Raw genomic sequence first — 23170 nt, forward strand, 5'->3', positions numbered from 1 at the left:
ATGGAGACATTGACTTTAAAATCACCCTTTGATATGCATCTTCATCTACGCGATGGAGAGATGTTGGAAAATATTATAAAATATACCGCACAAAATTTTGCTTCAGCCTTAGTTATGCCAAATTTAGAATTGCCTATTGTAAGTGTGGATTTAGCAGTAGCGTATAAGCAGAGAATTTTAGAAGCTTGTAAGAAGCAAGGGATTGAGGATTTTATGCCCCTTATGAGCCTTTATCTTACCCCCTCCCTTACAGAGGTAGAATTAAGAAAGGCTAAAGAATTAGGGATTTTTATTCTAAAGCTTTATCCAAAAGGTGCTACTACAGGTAGCCAGAGTGGTGTTAAAGAAGTTTTGGATTCTAAGATTTTAGAGATTTTAGAGATTGCTGAGAGCTTGGGTATGGTCTTAAGTATTCACGGGGAGAGTAATGGGTTTGTTATGGAACGAGAGGTAGAGTTTCATCCCGTTTTTGAAGTTTTAGGTAAGAGTTTTCCAAAACTTAGAATTATTTTTGAACATTTAAGCGATTATCGCTCTGTTGCTTTAGTGGAAAAGTATGAGAATCTTTTTGCTACACTCACTTTGCACCATATGTTATTAAGTTTAGATAGTGTGGCTGGAGGTATGCTAAACCCGCATTATTTTTGTAAGCCTATTTTAAAAACTAAAAAAGATCAAGAAGCCCTTTTGCAAGTAGCCCTAAGCGGACATTCAAAATTTTCTTTTGGGAGTGATTCAGCTCCTCATTTAAGAAGCACAAAAGAGCAAAAGGGTGCAGCGGGTATTTTTAGCGCACCTATTTTATTGCCTCTTTTAGTGCAAACTTTTGAATCTAATAGGGCTTTAGAGAAATTAGAAACTTTTATAAGCTATAATGCTAGTAAAATTTATCAATTACCTTTAAGTAAAAAGAATGTTAGGTTGTGTAAAAAACCTATGATAGTCCCGCAGGAGTGCTATGGTGTAGTGCCGATGTTAGCTGGAGAAACTTTAGAGTGGAGTGTTGCGTAAATGCAAAAGATTGCGATTTATCCGGGAACTTTTGATCCAATTACCAATGGGCATTTAGATGTTATTAAGAGAGCTTCTTTATTGTTTGATGGATTAATTATTGCTGTGGCAAAATCAGAGAGTAAGAATCCTTTTTTTAGTATAGAGAAACGTTTTGCTATGGTCAATCTTGCTTTAGAGGGTGTAGAGGTTGGTTGTAAGGTGGAGGTATTAAGCTTTAATAATCTTGTGGCAGATTTTGCTAGGGATCAGGAGGCAAATATTCTCATAAGAGGTCTTAGGGCGGTAAGTGATTTTGAATATGAGTTACAAATGGGCTATGCCAATGCCTCTTTAAATGAAACTTTAGAAACTATTTATCTAATGCCCTCTTTACAAAATGCCTTTATTAGCTCTACGGTTGTTCGCTCTATTTTATTGCATAATGGAGATATTTCTCATTTGGTTCCAAAATCTGTTAGAGATTTTATTAAGGAAGATCAATGTATGTTGCCTTAGAGGGGGTTGATACAAGTGGTAAAAGCACACAAATACAGGCTTTAAAAAATATTTTTAAAGAAGCAGTTTTTACCTTTGAGCCAGGAGCAACAGAGATTGGGGAAAAACTTAGAGAGATTTTATTAGAAGATTCTATTTTTTTAGATAGTAGGGCGGAGATGTTACTTTTCTTGGCCGATAGAGCCGAACTTATTGCTAAGGTTATAAAGCCCAATCTTCATAAGCTTGTTATCTCTGATAGAAGCCTTATTTCTGGTATGGCTTATGCTAAAGACTTTGATTTGAGGGTTTTAAAAACCTTTAACCTTTTTGCTACACAGGGGATTTTACCCAATAAAGTTGTTTTTTTAGAATTACAAGAAGAGGAATTAAAAAAACGTTTAAGCCATAAAAAGAATGATAAGATAGAATTAAGAGGATTAAAGCAGCTCTTAGAATCTCAAAAAAGATTTAAATGTGTTATTCAGGATTTATCTTTGCAAGCTTTGATTTTAGATGGCTCTTTACCAAGAGAGGAAATTACGCAAAAAATTATCACTTTTATCGAGGAATAATGCGGTGTTTGCTCTGTGGCAAATGGTGTTTTAGCTTTCTTTGTTCTCTTTGTCGTGATAGAATTAATATCTTTCCAAAAATGCGTTATCTTCCTTTTAACTTTAGGGTTTATAGTTTTTATGAATATTCGCATATGCAGTATTTACTACAAGCAAAATATCATCTCATAGGGCATAGAATTTATGAGGTTTTATCCCATAGGGCAGTTGCTTATTTGCAAGATTCTTTAAAAGTTCCTTTTAATACTTATGGAGTGGGTGTTGATGATAAAATAGGTTTGAAAGGATATGCACATAATGCGATTTTTTTAAAACATTTAAAAAAGATAGGGATAAAACCCCTTTTTCATACCCTTATTGCAAGCAATGAAGTCTCTTATGCAGGGAGAGATTTAAAATTTCGTCAAGATAATCCAAGAGATTTTGTTTTATACAGGAATCTTAGGGGCAAGGAGATTATTTTAGTTGATGATATTATTACAACAGGATTGACACTTCAAGAGGCAAAAAGAAGCATAGAGGATGCTGGAGGTAGGGTGCTAATGGCATTTGTTTTAAGTGATGCTAGCACTTAATGGATGAGGGTTTTTTCTAACAAATCTAGCAATTTTATATCATTACCAAAACCTTGTTGGTAAATTACATAATTGGCTAAGACTTTTTTACCATAAGTTCTTGTCTCTTCATAGGGAATCATTTCCATACTATACCAAGGATCAAGGGGATTATTTTTCTTAAAAAGATAGTTTTTCTCTAAAAGCCTACGCGTAAATCCTGGTCCCCCATTATAGGCATAAGAGACAAAGAGGGGATGTTTAAATTCACGCACCAAAGGACGCGTGAAATATTCCGCATAGGGCACATTAATAGCAGGATTAAACATATCAAGGTAGCTAACCTTATCACTCTCTCCTAATTCTTTAGCAATGGCTGTTACATTAAAGGGCATAAGTTGCATAAGCCCTAATGCATAAGAAGTTGAGATAGCCGTGGGGATAAATAGGCTCTCTTGTCTCCCCAATGCGTATAAAAGAGCTTGTTGATCTGGAGAGAAGGCAGAAAAAACTTCTCTATAAGGCATTAAGAAATATTCTGTCTCTTGTTGTTTATTTAGCCAAATATAATGTGCTTTTGTATCGGCATAATTGACTTTTTCTAAAAGCTTAGCCTTATCTTGCGAAGTTTTATAAGAATCTCTAATTCTTTGCCATTCAAAAGGGTTTTGTGTATTCCATTGTGCAAAAGTATTGTTTGTATCTATATCACGAACAATTGTAAATTGAGCTTTAGCATTGGTAAGCTCTAAGCTTGCAAGGGAATAAATATCTAAAGTTTTAGATTGTGCTAGAGTGTCTAAATATTGCGTATCTTGGCTAATAAGATAAGCCCAAAAAATTCCGCGATTTTTATAAAAAGCATATTTTGCCCTTTGTGCAGAATGATTAAAAAACACCAAAGCTTCTTGATTTTTATTGTATTTTGCAGCATTTAATCCCAAATAAAAAGCAGCTTCAGCATCAATATAGGGTAGAATTTCTTGAGGGTTGATAGAAGTTAAGGATTTATTAAATTTTTGCATATTGGGATTTAAAATAGCCTGTCTTAAAACCTTTTGAAAGAGTTGGTTTTGGGCTTTGAGATAATCCTTTAAGATATTTGTAGGTAGGGGTTGATTGAGTTTATTGCGGTAGTTTGGGCTAACATTGAGGTAAAAATCTGCAAAGTTATTAGCATTAGTTTGTATTAGACGATTAAAAGCATTGCTAGAAGCAAGAATCTCTAGGTTTTTAGAGAGAGTAGAATGTGTGGTGGAGAGTTTTTTTGCTAAGTTTAGTAAGCTTTGTTTATCAAGAGATTCTGCTTTTTTGAGTGTAAGTGCATTAGCGATGCATTGGGAATCTTGTTTAAGGAGTGTTTGTAAATTCATTTGTTCACAACGCGTTTTATAGGAGAGTGCTTTATTATCCCCTTTTTTGTAATAAAGTCCAAAGAGTTGTTGGTTTTTTCTATTAGCAAGTTCATAGGCTTCAAAAGCTTCTTGGGGGGTAATATTTTGTTGTAAATAAAGCCAAATATAAAAATCACGAGAGATTCCATTGGGTTGTTGTTTGAGATAATCTAAAGTAATGGTGTTAGCATAAGTAAAGATAAAAAAGAAAGGGCAAAGGATAAAGAGCTTTTTCATTATTATTCCTTTAGAGACTTCTTGCGAGGCTAAAAAGTAATTTGATAAAAAATAAATTAATAAATTGTAAGACTAAAACTACAATAAGTGGAGTTAAATCTATCCCTCCAATAATAGTGGGGATAAGAGAGCGAATTTTTACATAAAGCGGTTCTGTGAGTTTATAAAGAATTTGCACTATGGGGTTATAAGGATCGGGTCTCACCCAAGAAATAAGAGCAGCAATAATAACAATCCAAACATAAATATTTATTATCATACTTAAAATTTGTGCAACTGCTTCAATAAAAGTTCCTAAAATCATCTTATCTCCTTAAAATATCTTGTAAAAAAAATCTTAAAATAGGGAATAAATCACTAAGTTCTGGTCCATTGCTGCAACCGGTTAATAAAAACCTTAGAGGTTTAAAAAATGCTTTGCCTTTAAGATTAGATAGTCGCATAGCTTCCTTTTTAAAATCCTCATAAGAAGTTTGTTGCTGATTACTAGTTTCTAGCATTGCTAAAAGGATATTTTGTAAAACAAGAATCTCTTCTTTAAATTCTGGATTTTCTGTTTTTAAAAGAAGTGATTTTTTCATAAAGATTCTATCAATTTTTTGACGCAATTCATTAAGCGTGCTAGATTCTTGTAAATAAAGCTTTGCTAAAGCCCCAATGCTTAAGTCTTTATAGCCTAAAAGTAGGGCTAAATCTTGTTCGTTACTAAGTTTAAAATGCTCACGATTTAAAAACTTTAATTTGTCTAAATCAAATCTTGCGGGAGCTTTAGCTATTTTAGAAATATCAAACCAAGCAATGGCTTCTTTTAGCGTAAAGATTTCTTGGGGAGTCTTATTTCCTATTAAAATTAAGTAATTAGCAATAGCTTGGGGTAAGAATCCCTCATCAAGTAGCCATTGCACACTTGAAGCATTATCGCGTTTGCTCATTTTTTTGCCTTCATTGTTTAGCAAAATAGGTAAATGTGCAAAGGATATATGCTTAGAGTAATTAAGGTATTGATGGATTAATATTTGTTTAGGCGTATTACTTACATGATCTTCCCCTCGTATAATATAATCTATATCATAGAGCATATCATCTGCAGCACAAGCGAAATTATAAGTTGGGGTTAAATCTTCTTTTAAGATAACAAAGCTATCAATCTCATCCCCTGCAAATTCTATATGTCCTTTAATAATATCTTGAAAATGTAGGGATTTCTTAGGGCTTTTTAGTCGGACAACAGGATTGTTGTTGCTTGCTTTATGCAGTGTAGCCCAGCTATCATCATAGCGAAAAGCTTGGTGTTTAGCTTTAGCTTCCTGCCGTTTTTGTTCTAAAAAATCTTTAGTGCAATAACAATAAAAAGCTTTATTTTGAGCGATTAAATATTCTGCTAATCGCCGATGATGCTCTAAGTTATGACTTTGATAGATAAGGTTGTCCCATTTAACCCCAAAAAGGGTAAGCAAGAACATAATATCTTTATCTTTATCTTTGATATTCCTTGCTGTATCTGTATCTTCAATCCTTAAAAGCAGCTTTTCATTTTTTTGTTGTGCTAAGATATAATTAAAAATGGCTACGCGTAAATTCCCTATATGCATATCACCCGTTGGGCTTGGTGCAAATCGAAGCATAGAATACCTTTTAGTATAAGCTTTATATTTCTTTAATATCTTGGGGATTCTACCATAAAGAAAATTACAAATTATTTTAGTTCGGGGAAAATTAGATTTTATGGATTCTTTTAAAGGAGGTATTTATTTTTTTAAAATGTAATGTTAAAATTCTAACGATAAACTTAAATAGGTCTTATAAAGAATTTATAGTAGGGAAGTAATGTATAGAATCTTATTAGTAGAAGATGATTTGGAAATGCAAAGATTGCTTATAGAATATCTTAAGCAAAGTGGTATGGAAGTAGTCGCTACAGATAATCCTAATAGAGCTTTAGAGATGCTAGAGAATAAAGAGAAATTTCATTTAGCGGTGTTAGATATTATGCTGCCCCAAATGGATGGTTTAGAGCTTTGTAAAAAAATACGCAAAATTAATGATTTGCCTATTATTATGTCCTCTGCTAGAGGGGATATTAGCAGTAAGGTTTTAGGCTTTGAATGTGGAGCTGATGATTATTTGGCAAAGTCTTATGAACCTTTAGAATTGATTGTGCGAATCAATGCACTTTTAAAACGTTATTCTACAAATGCTGTGATTATTTATAAGGATTTAGAGTTAGATACAATTAAGCATAAAGTGAGTTTGCAAGGTTATTTATTAGATTTAACTCCAGCAGAATTTGAAATTTTAAGTCTTTTGCTTACACATAAGGGGAAGCCTTATTCTAGAGAATCTTTAGCACAAGCTATTTCAAGCATTGATAGTAACTCTTCTTTACGGAGTATTGATACCCATATTAGAAACTTACGATTAAAACTAGGGGATGATGCTAAAGCTCCAAAATATATCCAATCTGTTTGGGGGATTGGGTATAAATTCTGTGAGTGAAAATGCAAGCAACTTCTAAATTCATACCTTCTTTATTTGTGCAAATTTATAGTTTATTTTGCATTTCTATGATTTTAAACGCTATGATTGCTTATTATTCTAGTTTAGCAAGTTTAAAGCAAAATGAGGAAAGCATTATTTCTCAAGTTGCCTTTTTAGCCCAGCAATCAATGATTGAATTTATTAATGGCAATACAACACTTGTAGAATCCTTTGTGAAATATTATGGGTTTTCAAGAATAGAAAATATGGAAGCTGATGCACATATTGTTTATGGTTATGGTAATAATTTAACTTTAATCAAGATTTTTAGATACCAAAAAAATTATGGTTTTATGTTGGAATATTCAGGGAATACCTATATCGCACAGAAAAATTTTTCTAAAGAATTTATTGGCAGTGATGCGAATTTATGGATATTGTTAGATTTTTTCGTTTTGGTTTTAACTTTTGCGATAATTTTAGCTATTTTACATCCTATGAAGATTTTGCGATTCTCTTTAGAGGAATTTACAAAAGGGAATTATAATATTAAAGTCCCCATTCCCAAAGAACCACAATTAGGACTCTTAGCAAAAAGCTTTAATACTATGACTATAAAGATTTCAAAGCTTATTATTACAAGGGAATTTGTTTTGCGTAATATTGGGCACGAGTTAAAAACACCGCTATCCAAAGCAAAATTAGCCCTAGAATTAATGCCACAAAATCCGCAAAAATCCATTGTTATTAAGTGTATTAGGAATCTTGATACGCTTGTTAGCCAAATACTCACTTTTGAGAAGGTTCAAGAGGGAGAGAATTTATTAGATAAAAAAGATTTTTTTGTAGAAACTTTAATCTTGAGAGTCTTAGAAACTTCATTTTTGCAAGAAGAAGATTTGGATTTAGAAATCTCTACAAACTTTAAAATTTATGGAGATTTAGATTTTTTAGCCATTGCTTTGAAAAATCTTGTTGAAAACGCGAAAAAATATAAAAGTGGCGGTAAGATTAGGGTTATTGCTAAAGAGAGTGAGAGAGGATTTATTCTAGCAGTTAGTAATCAAGGGCAGAGATTGCAAAGGGATATACAAGAGTATTTTGAACCTTTTTATAGGGATAAAAAGCACGAATTAATAGCAGGTTATGGACTTGGGCTTAGTATTGTTAGTAGGATTTTAGAATTGCATAATATGCAATTTATGTATGAATACCAAGAAAATCAACATATTTTTTATTTTTTAATGCCGAAGTTAAGCTAATGAAAGAATATATAGGGATAGATTTGGGGAGCAATTCTTTGCGGTGTGTGCGGATGAATAAAGATTTTGAGGTATTAGGGGAATATGAGGAGACTATACGCACTGCAGAGGGTTTAGAAAAGAATAAAGTCATAGGGGAAGCAGCGTTAGGGCGGATTATTAAAGCCCTAAAAAAGGCTAAGGAGGTTTTAAATATTACTCCAAATGATGAGGTCATAGCCCTTAGCACGCAAGCATTAAGGGAGGCTAAAAATAGAGATTTTATTTTACGCTCTATTAAAGAAGCGACTGCGATTAGCTTTCAGGTTATTTCTGGGGAGGAGGAATCTTTTATTACTTCTTTAGCACCACAAAGAGCGGTTTTAGCATTATCGCAAAAATCTTTGAAATACCAACAAGAATGTTTTTTACTTATTGATATGGGTGGGGCAAGCAGTGAATTTATTTTTTGCACCCCACAGGGAATCTTTGCTAAGAGTTTTGCTGTTGGGATTGTAAGTGTTAAAGAGCGGTATGGGAGCATAGAAAATCTTTTAGCTCATAAAGAGGAGATTATAAGCCCTATTAGGGATTTTATGCAACAAAACGCTAAAGAGGGCAGAGTGGCTAAATTTTTAGTGGCTAATAGCGGGACACCTACAAGTGTGTGTGCGATGAAGCTTGGGTTAAAGGTTTATGATAGTAAAAAGATTTTTGGGATGGAACTTCAAAGGAGTGATTTTGAGGAGCAATTACAGAAGTTTTTGTTGCTTTGCCAAGAGGAGAGGGAAACTTTGTGGGGAATTTTTAAGGCTGATGTTGTGCCTTTTGGGATTTTGTTATTCTTATCTTTTATGGAAGTTTTAGGGTCTAAGGAAGTCTTAGTAATAGATGAGGGTTTAAGGGAAGGTGCTGTGATGGCTAGAGTATATGGTAAGATTTAATCCACCCCTTAAGTAGTGGAATCTTGTTTTAAATCTTGATATTTTGCAGGAAGTTTCATCCAAGTTTTAGCGGATTTTTTAGTAATTTCTAAGGTGGCGTCCATTCCTCCTGCAAGTGAGAAAAGCCAAAATTTATGTGCATAGAGCCAATCAATTTGTTTAACTTGCCTATCAATAGCAGTTCTCATTGGACGCGTAGCGATTTTTGCAAATTCTAATTCTTGATGCACAATGTAAGATTGCACCGCATCAGAAAATATTTTAATAAATTTATCCTCTAAAAAGAGATTTTTTATATCATCAATTTCTTCTAATAACTTATCCATTTTTTTAAAATTGATTTTTTCTAATTCATTTTTTTTATTTAATTGCTCTAATTCTTCTGTCATTTGCACCACTTTTAAAAAGATCTTTTCAACAACTTTTTTCTTTTTATAGCCATAATCTAAAAAATCTTTAATTTTAGCTTTAATAAGTTTCTCGTTAGCTTTGATCTGTTCTTTTGTTGGGGGTTTTAAAGAAATTCTTTTTTTCTTATTTTTAGGAAGTAGTTCTAAGGCTTCTTTAAAGGGCGTTTCTTTAGTTCCTTGGATTCTAGCTCCACCTTCTGTTGCGTTGATAATCTCTAATTCATAGGGGGTTTCTGCAATATCTTTTTCAAAAAAGTTTAAAAACATTTTCCACACAGGAGTGGTTTCTACATATCCATCTCCTCCATAAGCTGGAATAAGGAGTTTTTCTGAAATATTTTCTTTTTGTTGGTACTGCTCCTCTTTTTCACCAAAGAGAGAGTTTTTGGAATGTGTTTTGCCCTCGGGTGAAAACGATAAATCTTGCCCTATAAAGATACATCGTTCAAATCGTGCTAATACAACAATTTCATAAGCCATATTTGCCGCACTCATACCAATCCCTGCATAACCATATTCTTTTAAATCAAAGAAACGGGTATAACCAAAGGGACGCATACTATAAGTTTTGATTCCTTGTGTAATGGCATTGGTAGTGGCACTATCAACGATACTTGTAATGGCAAAAATAATATCTTTTTGGGATTGTGGTGGTGTTTTACGATAAAAATCCGCAGTTAGTTCTACTCTTTCTAGGGTTGTTACAACATCGGGTTTAATGCCATATTTGGTTAAAATCGGATAAGAGGCATCCACACTTATAATAGTGATATAAGGGGCATATTCTTTTAAAAGGGGTAATTGTTTATGGAGTGATGGTCCTGTTGAAACAATTATTGCGGTATTAGTATTTTTGATATTATCAAGTAGCTCTCTAAAAGAGGGTGTGGTAATAAGTTCTGGAAGATTTAAAATATGGTGGTTTAATCCAATAAGTGCATCTGTTGAATCATTCCCTACAGAAATCACATGATGTTCAAAACTTCTTGTGATAATAGCGTTAATATCAAGGCATTCTTGAGAATATCTGCCATAATAGCTATTAAAAATATGTAAGTTATAAATCTTAGAATAAATCCATTGCCCATCTTTTACTAGATATTGGTCTAAAACTCCAAAATTGCTTGTTTTTGTCCAAAAAATCATTAATTTTTCACTTAAGATTTCTTCTTCAAAATCTGCAAAATTTAGTGCGATATAAAGGATTTCTAATTCCGGTTCAAAAATAAAAATTTTTTGGATATTTTTCTCGTGGAGTAAAAGTTTAAAAAAGATTCCATTTCCAATACCAAAAAAATACAAAAAAGGATAAAGTTTAAAGGGTTCAAACTCTTGTATTTTTTCTTGTGTTTCTACCAAAGGTTCTTTATGAAAAAGAGCAATTTTATTTTCTTTATCATAAATATTAATATTAAGGGGGTCTTTACCGATATAAACCTCATATTTTTTATTGGGTTCTAAGATTTCAAGCTGGGCTGCTAGGAGTGGATTTTTTTGATAAAGAGCTTTAAGGTTTTTTTCAAATCTTGGGTTGAGATATTTAGTCATAGGAATCCTTGGGTAGGGTGTCTAAGCTCAAAAGAGCTTAGGAGTTATTGTAAGAGTCTAAGAACATTTTGTTGTACTTGGTTAGCCTGTGCCATCGCGAAATTTCCTGATTGTGCTAGGATATTTGTTTTTGAGAAATTCGATGATTCTTCTGCAAAGTCTGTATCACGGATTTGAGATTCTGCTGCTTTAACATTAACTTGCGTTACGGTGATGTTATTAATAGTTACGACAAGTTGTTGTTGTACTGAACCTAAATCCGCACGAATTTTGTCTAAATGTTCTTGTGCAGATTGTGCCATATCCATAACCGCCATTGCTCCTATTAAGCTTGTAACTCCTGCTCCAATCCCATTAGCATTGACTACTCCCATAGAAGTATTAGCATTAGCTCCAATAGCCGAAGCGACATTGGCATTAAATTCCCCATTAACGCTTCTTAGATTAACTGTATATTGGGCTAATCCTGAATTTTGTTGAATATTTGCTGCACCAGAGTGAAGACCTACTTGGGAGAAATTTGTTCCAGAGACTAGAATATCTCTAGCGTTTAAACGAATAAGCGTTAAACGACCAACGATAGCGTGAGTTGTCCCTGAAATACCGGCAAATGAGCCTCCACCAATGATGGAAGAACCACTTGTTGCTCGCATAGAAATGGCTCTACCATCTCTACTTGTAAGTTGTAAAGCTCCAGAGATGCTTAAAGAGGCTTGAACGCCTGTTCTTTCTTTTTGGGCGTTAATGGCATTAATTAACCTTCCGTCATTATCATTTTTTTGAACATCATTAATATCCCCAATAGCAACTCCATTAATCACTAATCCTCTAATAGTCCCTGAACCAATAGCTTGTGCTCCTTGTCCTATAACTTTATGGGAAGCCCTAACGCCTAAAACATCCGAGTTTTTATTGATAGCTTCTGCTAAAGCCCCAATACCTGTTCCAGCACTTGTCGAAATCTTTATAGATTCTATAGAGTAATTATTAGTTCCATCAGTATTGAGGAATTTTAATGTAACTTCATTAAGGCTACCCGCACCCGCACTTACAGACATTTCCGCTGCTGTTTCATAGCGAACATGCCCTATTTTGTGGGATTGTGTTGGTTGAATAGAAGCTTTGACGGTTGTATTAGAATACGCCCCAATTTGGAATTCTTTATTAGTAAAAGCACCAGAGAGCATTTGCTGACCATTGAAGCTTGTAGTATTTGCGATATTGTCTAATTCTTCTAACAGACGTAAAATATCACTTTGAAGAGCGTTTCTTGTAGTGGTGGTTTGACCATCTTGAGCTGCTTGTGTAGCTTTGGCTTTAATGGTATCTAGAATCTTGATTTGCTCATCCATAGCCTTATCGGCAGTTTGAATCATACCAATGGCATCATTAGCATTTCTTGTTGCCTGTCCTAATGCTGATGCTTGAGAACGTAAGCTATCAGCAATTGCCATACCTGAAGCATCATCGGCTGCTTTATTGATTCTTAAACCGGTGCTTAATTTTTCAAGTGCTTCTGACATATTTCTGTTATTAACAATACCAGATGTATGTGCATTGAGTGCATTAACATTTGTATTTATCCTAAAACTCATTGTGCATCCTTTGCAAAAATATTTTTCAAAGGCATAATAAGCAATAGCCATTCCATTTTTTATTTTATTTCTATTTTTAGGCTATTGGCGGGATAATTATGAGAATTGACAAGAAGAAGTTTTAAGAAATTAAGAATTAAAGGAAGCATTATTAAAGTTTTGTTACAATATCGCAATTTTTACTAAAAATACAAAAATGGCAAGATTATCAATGCAAACACAAGAAATTCTCACTCGCTTAGAGGTAGCAACGAACAAACAAGAGTTAAAAGAAGTCTCAATGCTTATTCGTGCATTTGGGCAAGAATGGCAAAAAACATTAGATGTGGCAAAAAAAACGGAAATTATTACTCTTTTGCGGAATAAAGCTTTAGAAATAGTTTTATTAAAAGGTGATGTTTTAGAGAGAGATTTATTATGGGCTTATGGAATCTTTGATGAGGCTCTAAGGGATGAGAGATTTGATAAATATATACAAATGTGTATCCCTTATATAAGGGATACGAGCTTATCAGATTATGAGCGGCTTTTATTTATAGATTTTTTAAGTGTTGCTTATTTACTTAATGGACAAAGGGAGAAAGCCATAGAGAGCTTTTTTTCTAATATTATTTATTTAAGTATTCGTGAAAACTATATGATAGAACTAGACCCTTTTGTTACAAGCTTTTTATTTTATTATGAAGTTCCCATTGATTGGATTTTAAAATTACAAAGAGAAGCCTTAGAAGGGGAGTATTATTGGAGTTTAGATGATTTGCATAAAAAAAGTGTGTTTTTATGGAGTATGCATTGTTTTTGGAATGTGAAACATTATTTAAATAATCTTAAATGGATAGATAATTATCCTTGCTGGTTAGGAACTTTAAAAAAGTTTTTAGAGATGGGGAATCTTGATTTAGCGATGTATATGGAGTTTTATATTTACCATAAATTTGGAAATTCCGCACAAAATCAAGAAGATTGGCAACAATATAATGATGAGGTTATAAAACTTATTGAACCTTATTTTGTAGAATATGGTAAAACTTTGCCACAATGTAAAGAAAAAATCGATAATAGCAAGGGCAGAAAGATTCGCATTGGGATCTTAAAAGATAGAATTGTAGAAAATTCTCCTTATAAGGTGGAATATTCTTTATGTAAGGCATTAATGCAAGATGAAGCTTTTAGGAAAAAATATGAGATCGTTATTTTTTCTATGTCTTATATCCAAAAAAGCCAAGATTCTTTATCCATTATGCAAAGTTTTTGTGAAATAGGTATCCCTGTAATCTCCCCTGCTTTTAAGCTTATTAGCGAATATACTTATTATTACTCCCATTTGCAAAGGGCTATGCTTTTAAGACAAGCTATTCTTGATGAGGGGATTGATATTTTAATCTCTACGGTGGGTATGGACGCTAGTGATTTTGTATTTGCTACTAGAAGTGCGCCTAAGCAAATTTTTTGGAGTCATGGTAATGGTAGATATGATATAGTAGGTATTGATGAGAGAATGACCCATTGTGCTTTAGATGGAACCTATAAATTTGATTTAATTGCTGTGCCTATGGATAGAGACAAGTTTTATAATCCTCCACGAACCAAAGAGGCAATAGATGCAGAAAAAGCTAAATATCCTATTGCAAGAGATACCATAGTGCTTGGAGTTATTGGAAGGCTTGTAAAGGTCGATAGCGATAGATATCTGCAATGTATCGCTGAAGTGATGAAGGAGCATTCTAATACTATTTTTATTGCAGCAGGCACAGGGAATATCCCAGTAATGAGGGAGAAAGTAGAAAAACTAGGTATTAGTGAGAGATTTTTTATGCCCGGCTTTGTAGATCCGCATATTTATGGGCATATTATTGATATATTTTGTGATACTTTTCCATTAGCACAAGGAGAGAGTTTAAGTGAGTTTATGACAAAAGGAAAGGCGTGGATATGCCTTGATTTAAGAGGATATTATGATAAATTTCAAGAGCAAAAATATCCTCAAGAGCTTGTAGATTTAAAATATTCTACTAAAGTTTTAACTTATATTAAAAATGTGGATGCAATAGATGAGAATTTAAAAAATTTCAGGGAATTATTGGATTTAGATGATATGGTATTACTTTACCATAAGAAAAATCGATCAGTATTATCAAAACTCCCAAAGTTAAAATGTGAAATTTTAGAGGTTGAAGATGATTGCAATGTTGAAATTTTAACGGATATAACTTTAGAAGTTAAGGAAAAGTCTCTTGATCTTGTTGGGAGTGTGTGGGTATTCGTCAAAAAACCTATTTTTAGGCTCTTACCTTATTATAAAGATAGTGAAATTTATAATGATCTTTATGCGGTATTTCTTCCTAAATATCCTGATATTTTTGAAGAAGATGGCGGTAATAGTGCAGGCGTATTTCGTCAAACTTTTGCTTATACTCCCCACCAATATATAGAGTTTTTATCCTCATTGATTGATAATTCTAAACTTAGGAATAAGATTGCAAAAGCTATTGCTATAGAGTTACAAGAACTGCATAGGGTTCAGCAAATACTTAGTGCTAAAGATTTTCAGAATATTTTAAAATGAGACAAAAATATTTTCTTTTTTATTGAGAGTTATGGGTAGAGTTTAGAATATCCATAAAAGGTAGGGGATTTGTTTAGCAAATCCCTGGTGTTATTGGATTACTCCACAAGCTATTCTTGCTCCACCACCACCAAGTTTAGCTGGGTAGTCATGATGGTTATCTCCCCCAACATGCACCATTAAAGCATGATTTTTTAATTCTTCGAGTGTCTTGATTTTTGGCGATAAAACAGGATTGGTTGCTTTACCATCTTTATCAACATAGAGTGCTGGTAAGTCTCCTTTGTGTCCTTTGTCGTCCCAAGGAAACGAATGCTCTCCTGTTTTTTTAGGGTCCCAATGCCCTCCTGCTTTCAAGCCTAAGCCTTTTTCTGTTGCTCCGCAATCTGGTTTTTCATGTACATGGAAACCATGCAAACCAGGTTCTAAATTTGTTAGATTTGGATAGAATGCGACACCATATTTTGTTTGCACAGCTACAACTTCGCCTATTGGTGTACTTCCACTTTTATTGAGCATATCTAATTTGATAGTAATATGTTTAGAATCTTTTGGATTAAACATTTCTGTATTTTCTGCAAAGAGTAAAGTTGTTGCTGCCAAAGAGATAAAAATCATTTTTTTCATTAATAAATTCCTTATAGTCATATAATTTTAAGTCCGAGATTCTACAGAAAAATATATTAATTATTTCTGAAAATCTTGTTTTATTTCCTCTATTGAAATTTAAGATGATACATTTAGTAATATGTTAAAATATACAATAATAAATAAAGTTATTAATTTTAGCTATAGCTAAGGGGTTAATTTAGAGACTAGTTGAGACTTACTTTTTGTAATTATATGGTATAATTAAAACGCTTGAAGTAAAATTATTATGAACTGTAGAGAGTATTTATTTAATATTTTTAACAGATATTAGGTGAGATATGATTCAATCTTTTCCTTCTCGTATTGTTTTAGAGCTTACCCCGCTTTGTAATCTTGCTTGTTTTATGTGTCCTAGACATTATATAGGCGATAAAGATGGATTTATGGAGGAAGGTCTTTTTAAAAAATTGATTGATGAAGTTGTTGTAGAGAACCCAAAAGCAACTATTCTTCCTTTTTGGAGGGGGGAGAGCTGTTTGCATAAGAAGTTTTCTATACTCTTACAATATGCTATAGACAAGGGTTTAAAGATACATTTATCTACCAATGGGCATTTTATGAGTAAGGAAAATTGTAAAATATTTTATCAATGTGAATTTATAACTTTTAGTATTCATACAGACATTGGATATAAAAATGCTTTGTTTCTAATAGAGAATAAGCCTAAAAATTGTCAAACGACTTTTCAAATCTCTTTTGTGGATACTGAAAAGACAACCAATAAATATCTTGATGAATGTGCTAATAGCTCAATTTTACTCGGTTTTGATAGTATTAGATTGTATAAGCAGCATACTATTGATGGAGAGTTTGGAAAAACTCAAAAAGAGAGAGGCAAAAAGCGTCATTTTTGCCCAAAATTAGTGCATACTTTCGTTGTAAGTAGTGATGGGTATTTTAGTCGTTGTAATCATATTTGGGAAACTTGTAGAGAAATTAATTTGAATGAGTCTAGTATTAAAGAAGTGTGGCATAGTGAAGTTATGAAAAAAATACGAGAGGAATACCCAGATTCAAAATGCTTTCCTTGTGATCAGTGGAGTGGGCATACTTGTGGTGAGGTGTGGAATAAGAAAAATGGGCAAATAGTGCATAAAGTTTTTAATTAATAAAATTAATACATAAAGTAGATTGATGATTAGTGTTTTGTATTTTTTTATGAATAATATAGTGATTCTCTTTCATTCCAAGTTATTGTATATCAAGAAAAAATTCTTGAGCTTTTTGTTGCACTATTGAGGATATTTATGTATGGATATACAGACCATAATTGTATCTTAAATGAGTGGATGCAGAGACTAGTTTCTAGCAATCTACTGATGGAGTGTGGTTCTATTGCTACGAGTATTTTTAAAATTTTGTATTTTCTTAAAATCCTGTGTCGTATTACAGGATTAAATTGCTATAACAATAGGTATTGTGGGTATGTAATAAATGGAGTTTTTGTGAGTAATCAATGGATATTAGTTGATTTTGATAGAAAGATTTTTGTAGTGGATTTACAAAATCAATATTTCTCTTTAAAAGATATTATTTTAAATGGTGGATTTTCTTCAAGTGAGCTTAAGTCTATATGTATAGGTAGTATTTCAAGTATCGGTATGGCTTATCATATTATACAAAAGAGTTATTTGCAAAATAATGGTTTTTTCGCAGGATTTTATAGTTTAGAGTTTTCTAAAAACTTAAAGGATTGGTATAGTGAGTATAATGTGTTTATGAATTTAGAGAATCCTATCTATGAAATGTTTGTGTGATGATGTGCAAAATCCTTTTAAGAATCGTTATATTGAAGAAAGATGAGAGATAAAAGTCTTACTGTTAAAGATTTTAAAAAAAAGGAATTTTAATAAAATTTTATGGAGAAAAAATGAAGATCCCTATTAGTAAGCCTTACTTTGATGATGAAGAAGAGAAAATAATAATAAAACCTTTGCAAAGCGGTTGGGTTGTGCAAGGTCCTTTTGTGAAAGAATTTGAAGAAAAATTTTCTGCCCATACAAAAATACCTTATACAGTTGCTTCTAGTAATTGTACTACGGCTTTGCATTTGGGATTGATAGCATTGGGAATTAAAAGGGGCGATAAGGTAATAGTCCCTTCTTTTACTTATGTAGCTTCTGCAAATGCTATCGAATATGTTGGGGCTACTCCAATTTTTTGTGATATTGATTTAAGAAGTTTTAATTTGGATATTCAAAAGCTTGAAGATATTGTTGTTAATAACACTGATATCAAGGCTATAATGCCTGTGCATCTTTTTGGATTATGTGCAAATATGCCTAAAATTATGGAGCTAGCTAAGGAATACAAGCTAAAAGTTATTGAAGATTGCGCCTGTGGCTTTGATTCTTGGATTGGGACGAAACATAGCGGAAGTTTTGGTGATTGTGGTTGTTTTAGCTTTCATCCTAGAAAAGCAATTAGCACAGGTGAAGGAGGAATGCTAGTTACTGGTATTCAAACTCTTGCAGAAAAAGCAAGATGTTTAAGAGATCATGGAGCAAGTAAATCAGACTTAGAGCGACATCTCCAAGAAGGTGGTTCTTTACTTCCTAATTTTAATATCTTAGGTTACAATTATAGGCTTACTGATATGCAGGGGGCTTTGGGTGTAGCACAAATGAATAAGGCACAAAAGATTATGCAAGCTAGAAGAAAAATCGCACAATGGTATAATGAAGCTTTAGCCGATTTTCCTTTATTGCTTTTGCCGCAAACGCCAGAAAATTTTAAACACAGCTATCAAAGTTATGTAGTTCTTTTTTCCCCTTCTTATGAGGGATTAACCTTAGAAATGATTGCTAAATATAATAAAAAAAGAAATATTTTTATGCAAAAATTAGAATCTTTAGGGATTTCTACAAGACAAGGCACACACGCAGTGCATACCTTAAAATATTATTGTGATAAATATTATTTTAAAGAGGATGACTACTTGACTTCTTTAGCGGCTGATAGGCTCTCTATATCTTTACCATTGTATCCACAAATGAGTGAGAGTGAGTTTGATTATTTAATAAATTCATTCAAAAAGGTATTTGGTTAATGTGTGGCGTTGTTGGAGTAGTTTCTTTAAAGCACAAAACTATTAAAACCAATAATCTTGTAAAAATGGTTAATTTACTTAAGCACAGAGGTCCAGATGATGCAGGTTATTTATTTTTTCATACAGGATTGCATCATAGTTCGAAAATTTCTTTTTATCAGGCTTTTAGTGATGAGAAGTTCAAAACTCTTTCTCCTCTTTTGCCTCCTATTCAGGAAGCTATGAGTGTTAAAGAGATTAATGCTCACGATTGGGATATTTTTCTTGGGCATCGTAGATTATCTATTATTGATACGACTCCTGCAGGGCATCAGCCAATGAGTGATTTGTCTAAAAATCTTTGGGTGAGTTATAATGGAGAAATTTATAATTTTAAAGAAATTCGCACAGAGTTAGAGCAATTGGGTTACCAATTTTATACGCAAAGTGATACAGAAGTTATTATTTATGCCTATGCCAAATGGGGGATTGAGTGTATTAATAAGTTTAATGGAATGTTTGCTTTAGCACTTTATGATAATTTTGCTAAGAAGTTTTTTTTAATACGCGATAGGTATGGAATTAAGCCTCTTTATTATCAATTAGATAATGAAAACAATTTAATCTTTGCTAGTGAGAGTAAGGCTATTTTAGCTTATTGTGAGAGTAATCCACAAGTAGATTGTGAGGCACTTTTGGAATATTTTACTTTTCAAAATATTTTTACTAATAAAACTTTTTTTACGGATATTAAATTACTTGAAGCAGGACATTATTTAGAGATTGATTTGCGATCAAAAACTTTGATAAAAAAGTGTTATTGGGATTTTTGTTTTGAGAGTTGTTGGAATTTAAAGGATGAGAGAGAGTATATTGTTGAGCTAGAGCGACTATTTATTTCAGCTATTAAAAGGCAGTTACAAGCTGATGTCTTAGTTGGGGGTTATTTAAGTGGAGGTATTGATAGCAGTAGTATTTGTGGAGTTGCTTCAAGGTTTTTACCTTATTTAAATACTTTTTCTATTGGTTTTGATTTAACTTCTGCAAGAGGGATAGAACTTGGGTTTGATGAAAGGGAGATTAGCGAATACCTTTCTTACTTGTTTAAAACAGAGCATTATGAGATGGTATTAAAAAGTGGTGATATGGAGAGATGTTTAAGGGATTTTACTTATCATTTAGAAGAGCCTAGAGTTGGGCAGAGTTATCCAAATTTCTATGCAGCGAAATTAGCGAGTAAGTTTGTGGGTGTTGTGCTATCTGGTTGTGGTGGAGATGAGTTATTTGGGGGATATCCTTGGAGATATTATAGAGGGATAAAGAATAAAGATTTTAAACATTATGTTGAGGAATATTATCTTTTTTGGCAAAGACTTGTTCCTAATAGTCAATTAAAAAAACTTTTTGCTCCTATTGCTAATAAAGTTAATAGTGTATGGACAAGAGATATTTTTGAAAATATCTTAAAAGGAGCAAATGTTAATCCCTCTTGCGAAGAAGAGTATATTAATAATTCCTTATATTTTGAATCAAAGACTTTTTTGCACGGGCTTTTAATGGTGGAAGATAAACTCTCTATGGCACATTCTTTAGAGGTTAGAGTTCCATTTTTAGATAATGATTTGGTGGATTTTGCACAAAAGATTCCTTTATCGTTGAAATTGTCAAATTTTGAGGATGTAAAGAAGATAGATGAAAATAATTTAATGCAAAAAAGACAAAATCGCTTTTTGCAAACTAAAAATAATAAAATGATTTTTAGAAAAATGGCTAGTGCGTTTATACCAAAAGAAGTTGTAGAAGGGGCAAAAAAAGGCTTCTCTAGCCCAGATGGAAGTTGGTTTAGCGGAGAGAGTATAGATTTTGTTAAACAGAAGTTATTTTGTAAGGATTCTTTAATATTCCATTATTTAGATTATAAAACTTGTTATAATTTAATTAATGACCATTTAGAAGGAAAGCAGAATTATCGTTTGCTTATTTGGTCTTTATTGAATTTTAATGAATGGTGTCAAATTCATTTAGGAGAATATAATGCTTGAGGATATTTTTAGGGACAAGGTAGTTTTTAATGGGAACTTTGTTAATTTGCTTGATGAGATTAAAGAATATAATCAATTGCAAACTGCAGATGTTTTTAGTGAAAAGTGGGTAACTTACAATAAGGATGTGAAAGAAAAGGAGCAGCAAGCCTTATGGGATTTTCAAAAGCAATGGTATCTAAAGCTTTATGGATTTAAGGATGAGCAAGATTTAGCATCTTTTTTGCAACAACAATCTATAGTTTTTGATGCCGGTTGTGGATTGGGTTATCTTTGTGAATGGTTTGCATCTTTAGCACCACAAACGCTTATTGTTGGAATGGATATTTCTGATGCCATTAGTGTCGCAGCACAGAAATATAAAAGCATTCCTAATATTTATTTTATCAAAGGGGATATTGCTAATACACCTTTTAAAGACGGGGTGATTGATTATGTAAGTTGTCACGCAGTTATTATGCATACACAAAAGCCCGAAGCAACCTTTTGTGAGCTTTCACGAATATTAAAAGAATCTAATGCTAGTCGGGGGGGGGGGCATTTTGCTTGTTATGTTTATGCCAAGAAAGCCTTGCCGCGTGAGTTAGTGGATGATTATTTTAGAGTTAAATGTAAAGAACTTTCTTATCAGGAATTAAGAGATATGAGTGAGCAATTAAGCGAGCTTGGGAAGAGATTACAAGCATTGAAGGTGGAGTTTGAATCTCCAGCAATTCCATTACTTGGTATCAAAGGAGGGAAATACGATATACAGCGATTTATTTATTGGAATTTTTTAAAATGTTTTTATAATGAGGAATTAGGTTGGGATACTTCGGTAATAACAAATTTTGATTGGTATTCACCAAGTAATGCTAAACGTTATACACAAGAGGAGTTTCAACAAATGGGAGTAGAGAATAATCTTGAATTATTGCATTTTCACGTCGAGGAGGCTTGTTTTGGAGCAAGATTTGCGAAATACTAGATTAAAAAAGATTTTAAGAATTTTTTCTTTTTTGCGATATCAGAAAAAAGTTGCTTATAATCGTGTTTTGCCTGTGAGTGAGTATTTTAATGATAGAATAATAAAGGCTAGAAATTTAGGTTGGGGAGAGGGAAGTAGCTGTTATGATAATGTATATATTTTTGGAGATGTAAAAGTGGGAAAGAATACCTTTGTGGGACCTTTTTGCATCTTAGATGGGAGTGGAGGATTAGAGATTGGAAGTTTTTGTTCTATTTCTGCTGGAGTGCATATTTATACGCATAATAGTGTGAAATGGGCTTTTAGTGGGGGAGAAAAATCTTATGAATATGATCTTGTTGTCATTGAAGATCATTGCTATATAGGTCCAAATGTTGTAATAACACAGGGTGTCAGAATCTCTAAAGGAGCAGTTGTTGGGGCGTGCAGTTTTGTAAATTGTGATGTTCCACCTTATACAAAAGTTGCTGGGATCCCAGCAAAAAAGATAGGAGAATCTAAAAATATGGAATGCAGAAATTTTAAAGAAGAGTTTAGCGGGGGGGGGGGTATTTAGAGACTTTTGTAGCACATACCCTCTTGTTGCGTAGGAGGGTGGCGTGAAAGAGCAGTTGTCTTATATTTTTTTTGGAACTACATATTTTAGTAAAGCTATTTTAGAAAACCTTTTAAAAAGGGGCTATTTACCTAAAGCAATTTTTTCTATCCCTGAATATTTTTCTATTTCTTATGCAAAAGAGAAAGTAAGAAATTGTCATTTTTTTGATTTTTCTTCTTTAGCTAGAGAGTATGATGTCCCTCTTTATTGGGTTGAAAGTCCAACAAATACGCTTTTATCCTATAAAAATAAAATTAAAGATTATTCTGTTGATTTTTTTCTAGTAGCTAATTGGTATTATAAAATTCCTTATCAGATCTATTCTTTAAGTAAAATGGGGGCATTTGGATTTCATAATTCGCTTTTGCCAAAATATGCCGGTGGTGCTCCATTGGTATGGGCAATAATAGAGGGTGAGAGAGAAAGTGGTGTTACGCTCTTTAGGATGAATGAAGCAATGGATTGTGGTGATATTATCCATCAAAGAAGTTTTGTTATTGATTTTGAAGATAGTATAGCTGAGGTGTTAAAAAAAGCAGAAAAACTTGCGATAACAATGAGTTTAGATTTATTTTCTAAGCCTATTACCTTTACTAAGCAAAAGGGTAAAGCAAGGTATTATCCGCAAAGAACATTAGAAGATGGTGAGATTGATTTTAGTTTAAATGCACAACAGCTATATAATTTTATTCGTGCTCAAAGCTCTCCTTATCCCGGAGCATTTATTAAAACCCGTGATGGCAAAAGATTAGTCATAGAAAAAGCATATATTGATTCTAAAATTTTTAATAATACTGATGATTCTGCGGGGGGGGGGGCAATCTAGCATTTATTTGTCCCCCTCTTGTAGCTTA

General features: G+C 32.8%; 21 protein-coding genes. 15 read left to right on the forward strand and 6 right to left on the reverse strand.

The features are described 5' to 3' along the window. The 4 genes from pyrC to CDV25_RS01060 are packed head-to-tail and all read left to right on the forward strand — an operon-like array spanning position 1 to position 2638. Entirely contained in the window at positions 1-1011 is a 1011-nt protein-coding gene (gene pyrC / locus CDV25_RS01045) for a dihydroorotase (protein ID WP_108910393.1), read from the forward strand. Continuing rightward, positions 1012-1509: a pantetheine-phosphate adenylyltransferase gene (coaD, locus tag CDV25_RS01050; RefSeq protein ID WP_034554711.1), complete on the forward strand. Its 498-nt coding sequence runs from the start codon at positions 1012-1014 to the stop codon at positions 1507-1509. Continuing rightward, positions 1494-2063 (forward strand): dTMP kinase, encoded by a 570-nt coding sequence (gene tmk / locus CDV25_RS01055; RefSeq protein ID WP_108910394.1) that lies wholly within the window; start codon positions 1494-1496, stop codon positions 2061-2063. The genes coaD and tmk overlap by 16 nt, the downstream gene beginning before the upstream one ends. After that, positions 2063-2638 (forward strand): ComF family protein, encoded by a 576-nt coding sequence (locus tag CDV25_RS01060; RefSeq protein WP_108910395.1) that lies wholly within the window; start codon positions 2063-2065, stop codon positions 2636-2638. The genes tmk and CDV25_RS01060 overlap by 1 nt, the downstream gene beginning before the upstream one ends. On the opposite strand, the gene CDV25_RS01065 is transcribed toward CDV25_RS01060, so the two are convergent. Genes CDV25_RS01065 through gltX form a run of 3 tightly spaced genes read right to left on the reverse strand, consistent with a single transcriptional unit; the run spans position 2635 to position 5873 of the window. After that, on the reverse strand, positions 2635-4248 hold the full coding sequence (locus tag CDV25_RS01065) for a lytic transglycosylase domain-containing protein (protein WP_108910396.1): 1614 nt from the start codon (positions 4246-4248) through the stop codon (positions 2635-2637). The genes CDV25_RS01060 and CDV25_RS01065 overlap by 4 nt on opposite strands. Before the next feature lie 10 nt (positions 4249-4258). Further along, on the reverse strand, positions 4259-4552 hold the full coding sequence (locus CDV25_RS01070; RefSeq protein ID WP_108910397.1) for a YggT family protein: 294 nt from the start codon (positions 4550-4552) through the stop codon (positions 4259-4261). Between the two features lies 1 nt (position 4553). Next, positions 4554-5873, reverse strand: a complete 1320-nt coding sequence (gltX, locus tag CDV25_RS01075; protein ID WP_108910398.1) for a glutamate--tRNA ligase — start codon at positions 5871-5873, stop codon at positions 4554-4556. 202 nt (positions 5874-6075) lie between these two features. Here gltX and CDV25_RS01080 point away from each other — a divergent pair, with 202 nt between their 5' ends. From CDV25_RS01080 to CDV25_RS01090, 3 genes are read left to right on the forward strand one after another with little or no spacing between them, the layout of a single operon-like run. After that, a complete protein-coding gene (locus CDV25_RS01080; protein WP_108910399.1) occupies positions 6076-6744 on the forward strand; it encodes a response regulator transcription factor in 669 nt (222 codons plus the stop codon). A gap of 2 nt (positions 6745-6746) precedes the next feature. Next, positions 6747-7988, forward strand: coding sequence for an ATP-binding protein (locus CDV25_RS01085; RefSeq protein ID WP_108910400.1), 1242 nt, complete (start codon positions 6747-6749; stop codon positions 7986-7988). Continuing rightward, complete coding sequence (locus CDV25_RS01090; protein ID WP_108910401.1) at positions 7988-8911, forward strand: Ppx/GppA phosphatase family protein; 924 nt, start codon at positions 7988-7990, stop codon at positions 8909-8911. The genes CDV25_RS01085 and CDV25_RS01090 overlap by 1 nt, the downstream gene beginning before the upstream one ends. A gap of 8 nt (positions 8912-8919) precedes the next feature. On the opposite strand, the gene CDV25_RS01095 is transcribed toward CDV25_RS01090, so the two are convergent. Further along, complete coding sequence (locus CDV25_RS01095; RefSeq protein ID WP_108910402.1) at positions 8920-10869, reverse strand: motility associated factor glycosyltransferase family protein; 1950 nt, start codon at positions 10867-10869, stop codon at positions 8920-8922. A gap of 44 nt (positions 10870-10913) precedes the next feature. Continuing rightward, positions 10914-12464, reverse strand: coding sequence for a flagellin B (locus CDV25_RS01100; protein ID WP_108910403.1), 1551 nt, complete (start codon positions 12462-12464; stop codon positions 10914-10916). A gap of 211 nt (positions 12465-12675) precedes the next feature. On the opposite strand from CDV25_RS01100, the gene CDV25_RS01105 reads away from it, so the two are divergent. Further along, positions 12676-15030 (forward strand): glycosyltransferase family protein, encoded by a 2355-nt coding sequence (locus tag CDV25_RS01105; RefSeq protein WP_108910404.1) that lies wholly within the window; start codon positions 12676-12678, stop codon positions 15028-15030. Positions 15031-15120: 90 nt separating this feature from the next. On the opposite strand, the gene CDV25_RS01110 is transcribed toward CDV25_RS01105, so the two are convergent. Then, the gene (locus CDV25_RS01110) at positions 15121-15657 is read right to left on the reverse strand and encodes a superoxide dismutase family protein (protein WP_108910405.1); all 537 of its coding nucleotides are present in this window, start codon (positions 15655-15657) and stop codon (positions 15121-15123) included. Between the two features lie 302 nt (positions 15658-15959). On the opposite strand from CDV25_RS01110, the gene CDV25_RS01115 reads away from it, so the two are divergent. The 7 genes from CDV25_RS01115 (at position 15960) to CDV25_RS01145 (ending at position 23142) form a co-directional block, all read left to right on the forward strand. Next, positions 15960-16790, forward strand: coding sequence for a radical SAM/SPASM domain-containing protein (locus tag CDV25_RS01115; protein WP_108910406.1), 831 nt, complete (start codon positions 15960-15962; stop codon positions 16788-16790). Positions 16791-16928: 138 nt separating this feature from the next. Beyond that, a complete protein-coding gene (locus CDV25_RS01120) occupies positions 16929-17438 on the forward strand; it encodes a hypothetical protein (protein ID WP_108910407.1) in 510 nt (169 codons plus the stop codon). A gap of 113 nt (positions 17439-17551) precedes the next feature. After that, positions 17552-18730 (forward strand): DegT/DnrJ/EryC1/StrS family aminotransferase, encoded by a 1179-nt coding sequence (locus CDV25_RS01125; RefSeq protein WP_108910408.1) that lies wholly within the window; start codon positions 17552-17554, stop codon positions 18728-18730. After that, positions 18730-20751: an asparagine synthase (glutamine-hydrolyzing) gene (gene asnB, locus CDV25_RS01130; protein WP_108910409.1), complete on the forward strand. Its 2022-nt coding sequence runs from the start codon at positions 18730-18732 to the stop codon at positions 20749-20751. The genes CDV25_RS01125 and asnB overlap by 1 nt, the downstream gene beginning before the upstream one ends. Then, entirely contained in the window at positions 20744-21718 is a 975-nt protein-coding gene (locus CDV25_RS01135) for a class I SAM-dependent methyltransferase (protein WP_108910410.1), read from the forward strand. The genes asnB and CDV25_RS01135 overlap by 8 nt, the downstream gene beginning before the upstream one ends. After that, the gene (locus CDV25_RS01140; RefSeq protein WP_108910411.1) at positions 21693-22274 is read left to right on the forward strand and encodes an acyltransferase; all 582 of its coding nucleotides are present in this window, start codon (positions 21693-21695) and stop codon (positions 22272-22274) included. The genes CDV25_RS01135 and CDV25_RS01140 overlap by 26 nt, the downstream gene beginning before the upstream one ends. A 43-nt stretch (positions 22275-22317) precedes the next feature. Beyond that, a complete protein-coding gene (locus CDV25_RS01145; RefSeq protein ID WP_204161852.1) occupies positions 22318-23142 on the forward strand; it encodes a methionyl-tRNA formyltransferase in 825 nt (274 codons plus the stop codon). Positions 23143-23170: the final 28 nt, after the last annotated feature.

The sequence above is a fragment of the Helicobacter apodemus genome, assembly GCF_003097575.1.
Lineage (GTDB): Bacteria > Campylobacterota > Campylobacteria > Campylobacterales > Helicobacteraceae > Helicobacter_D > Helicobacter_D apodemus.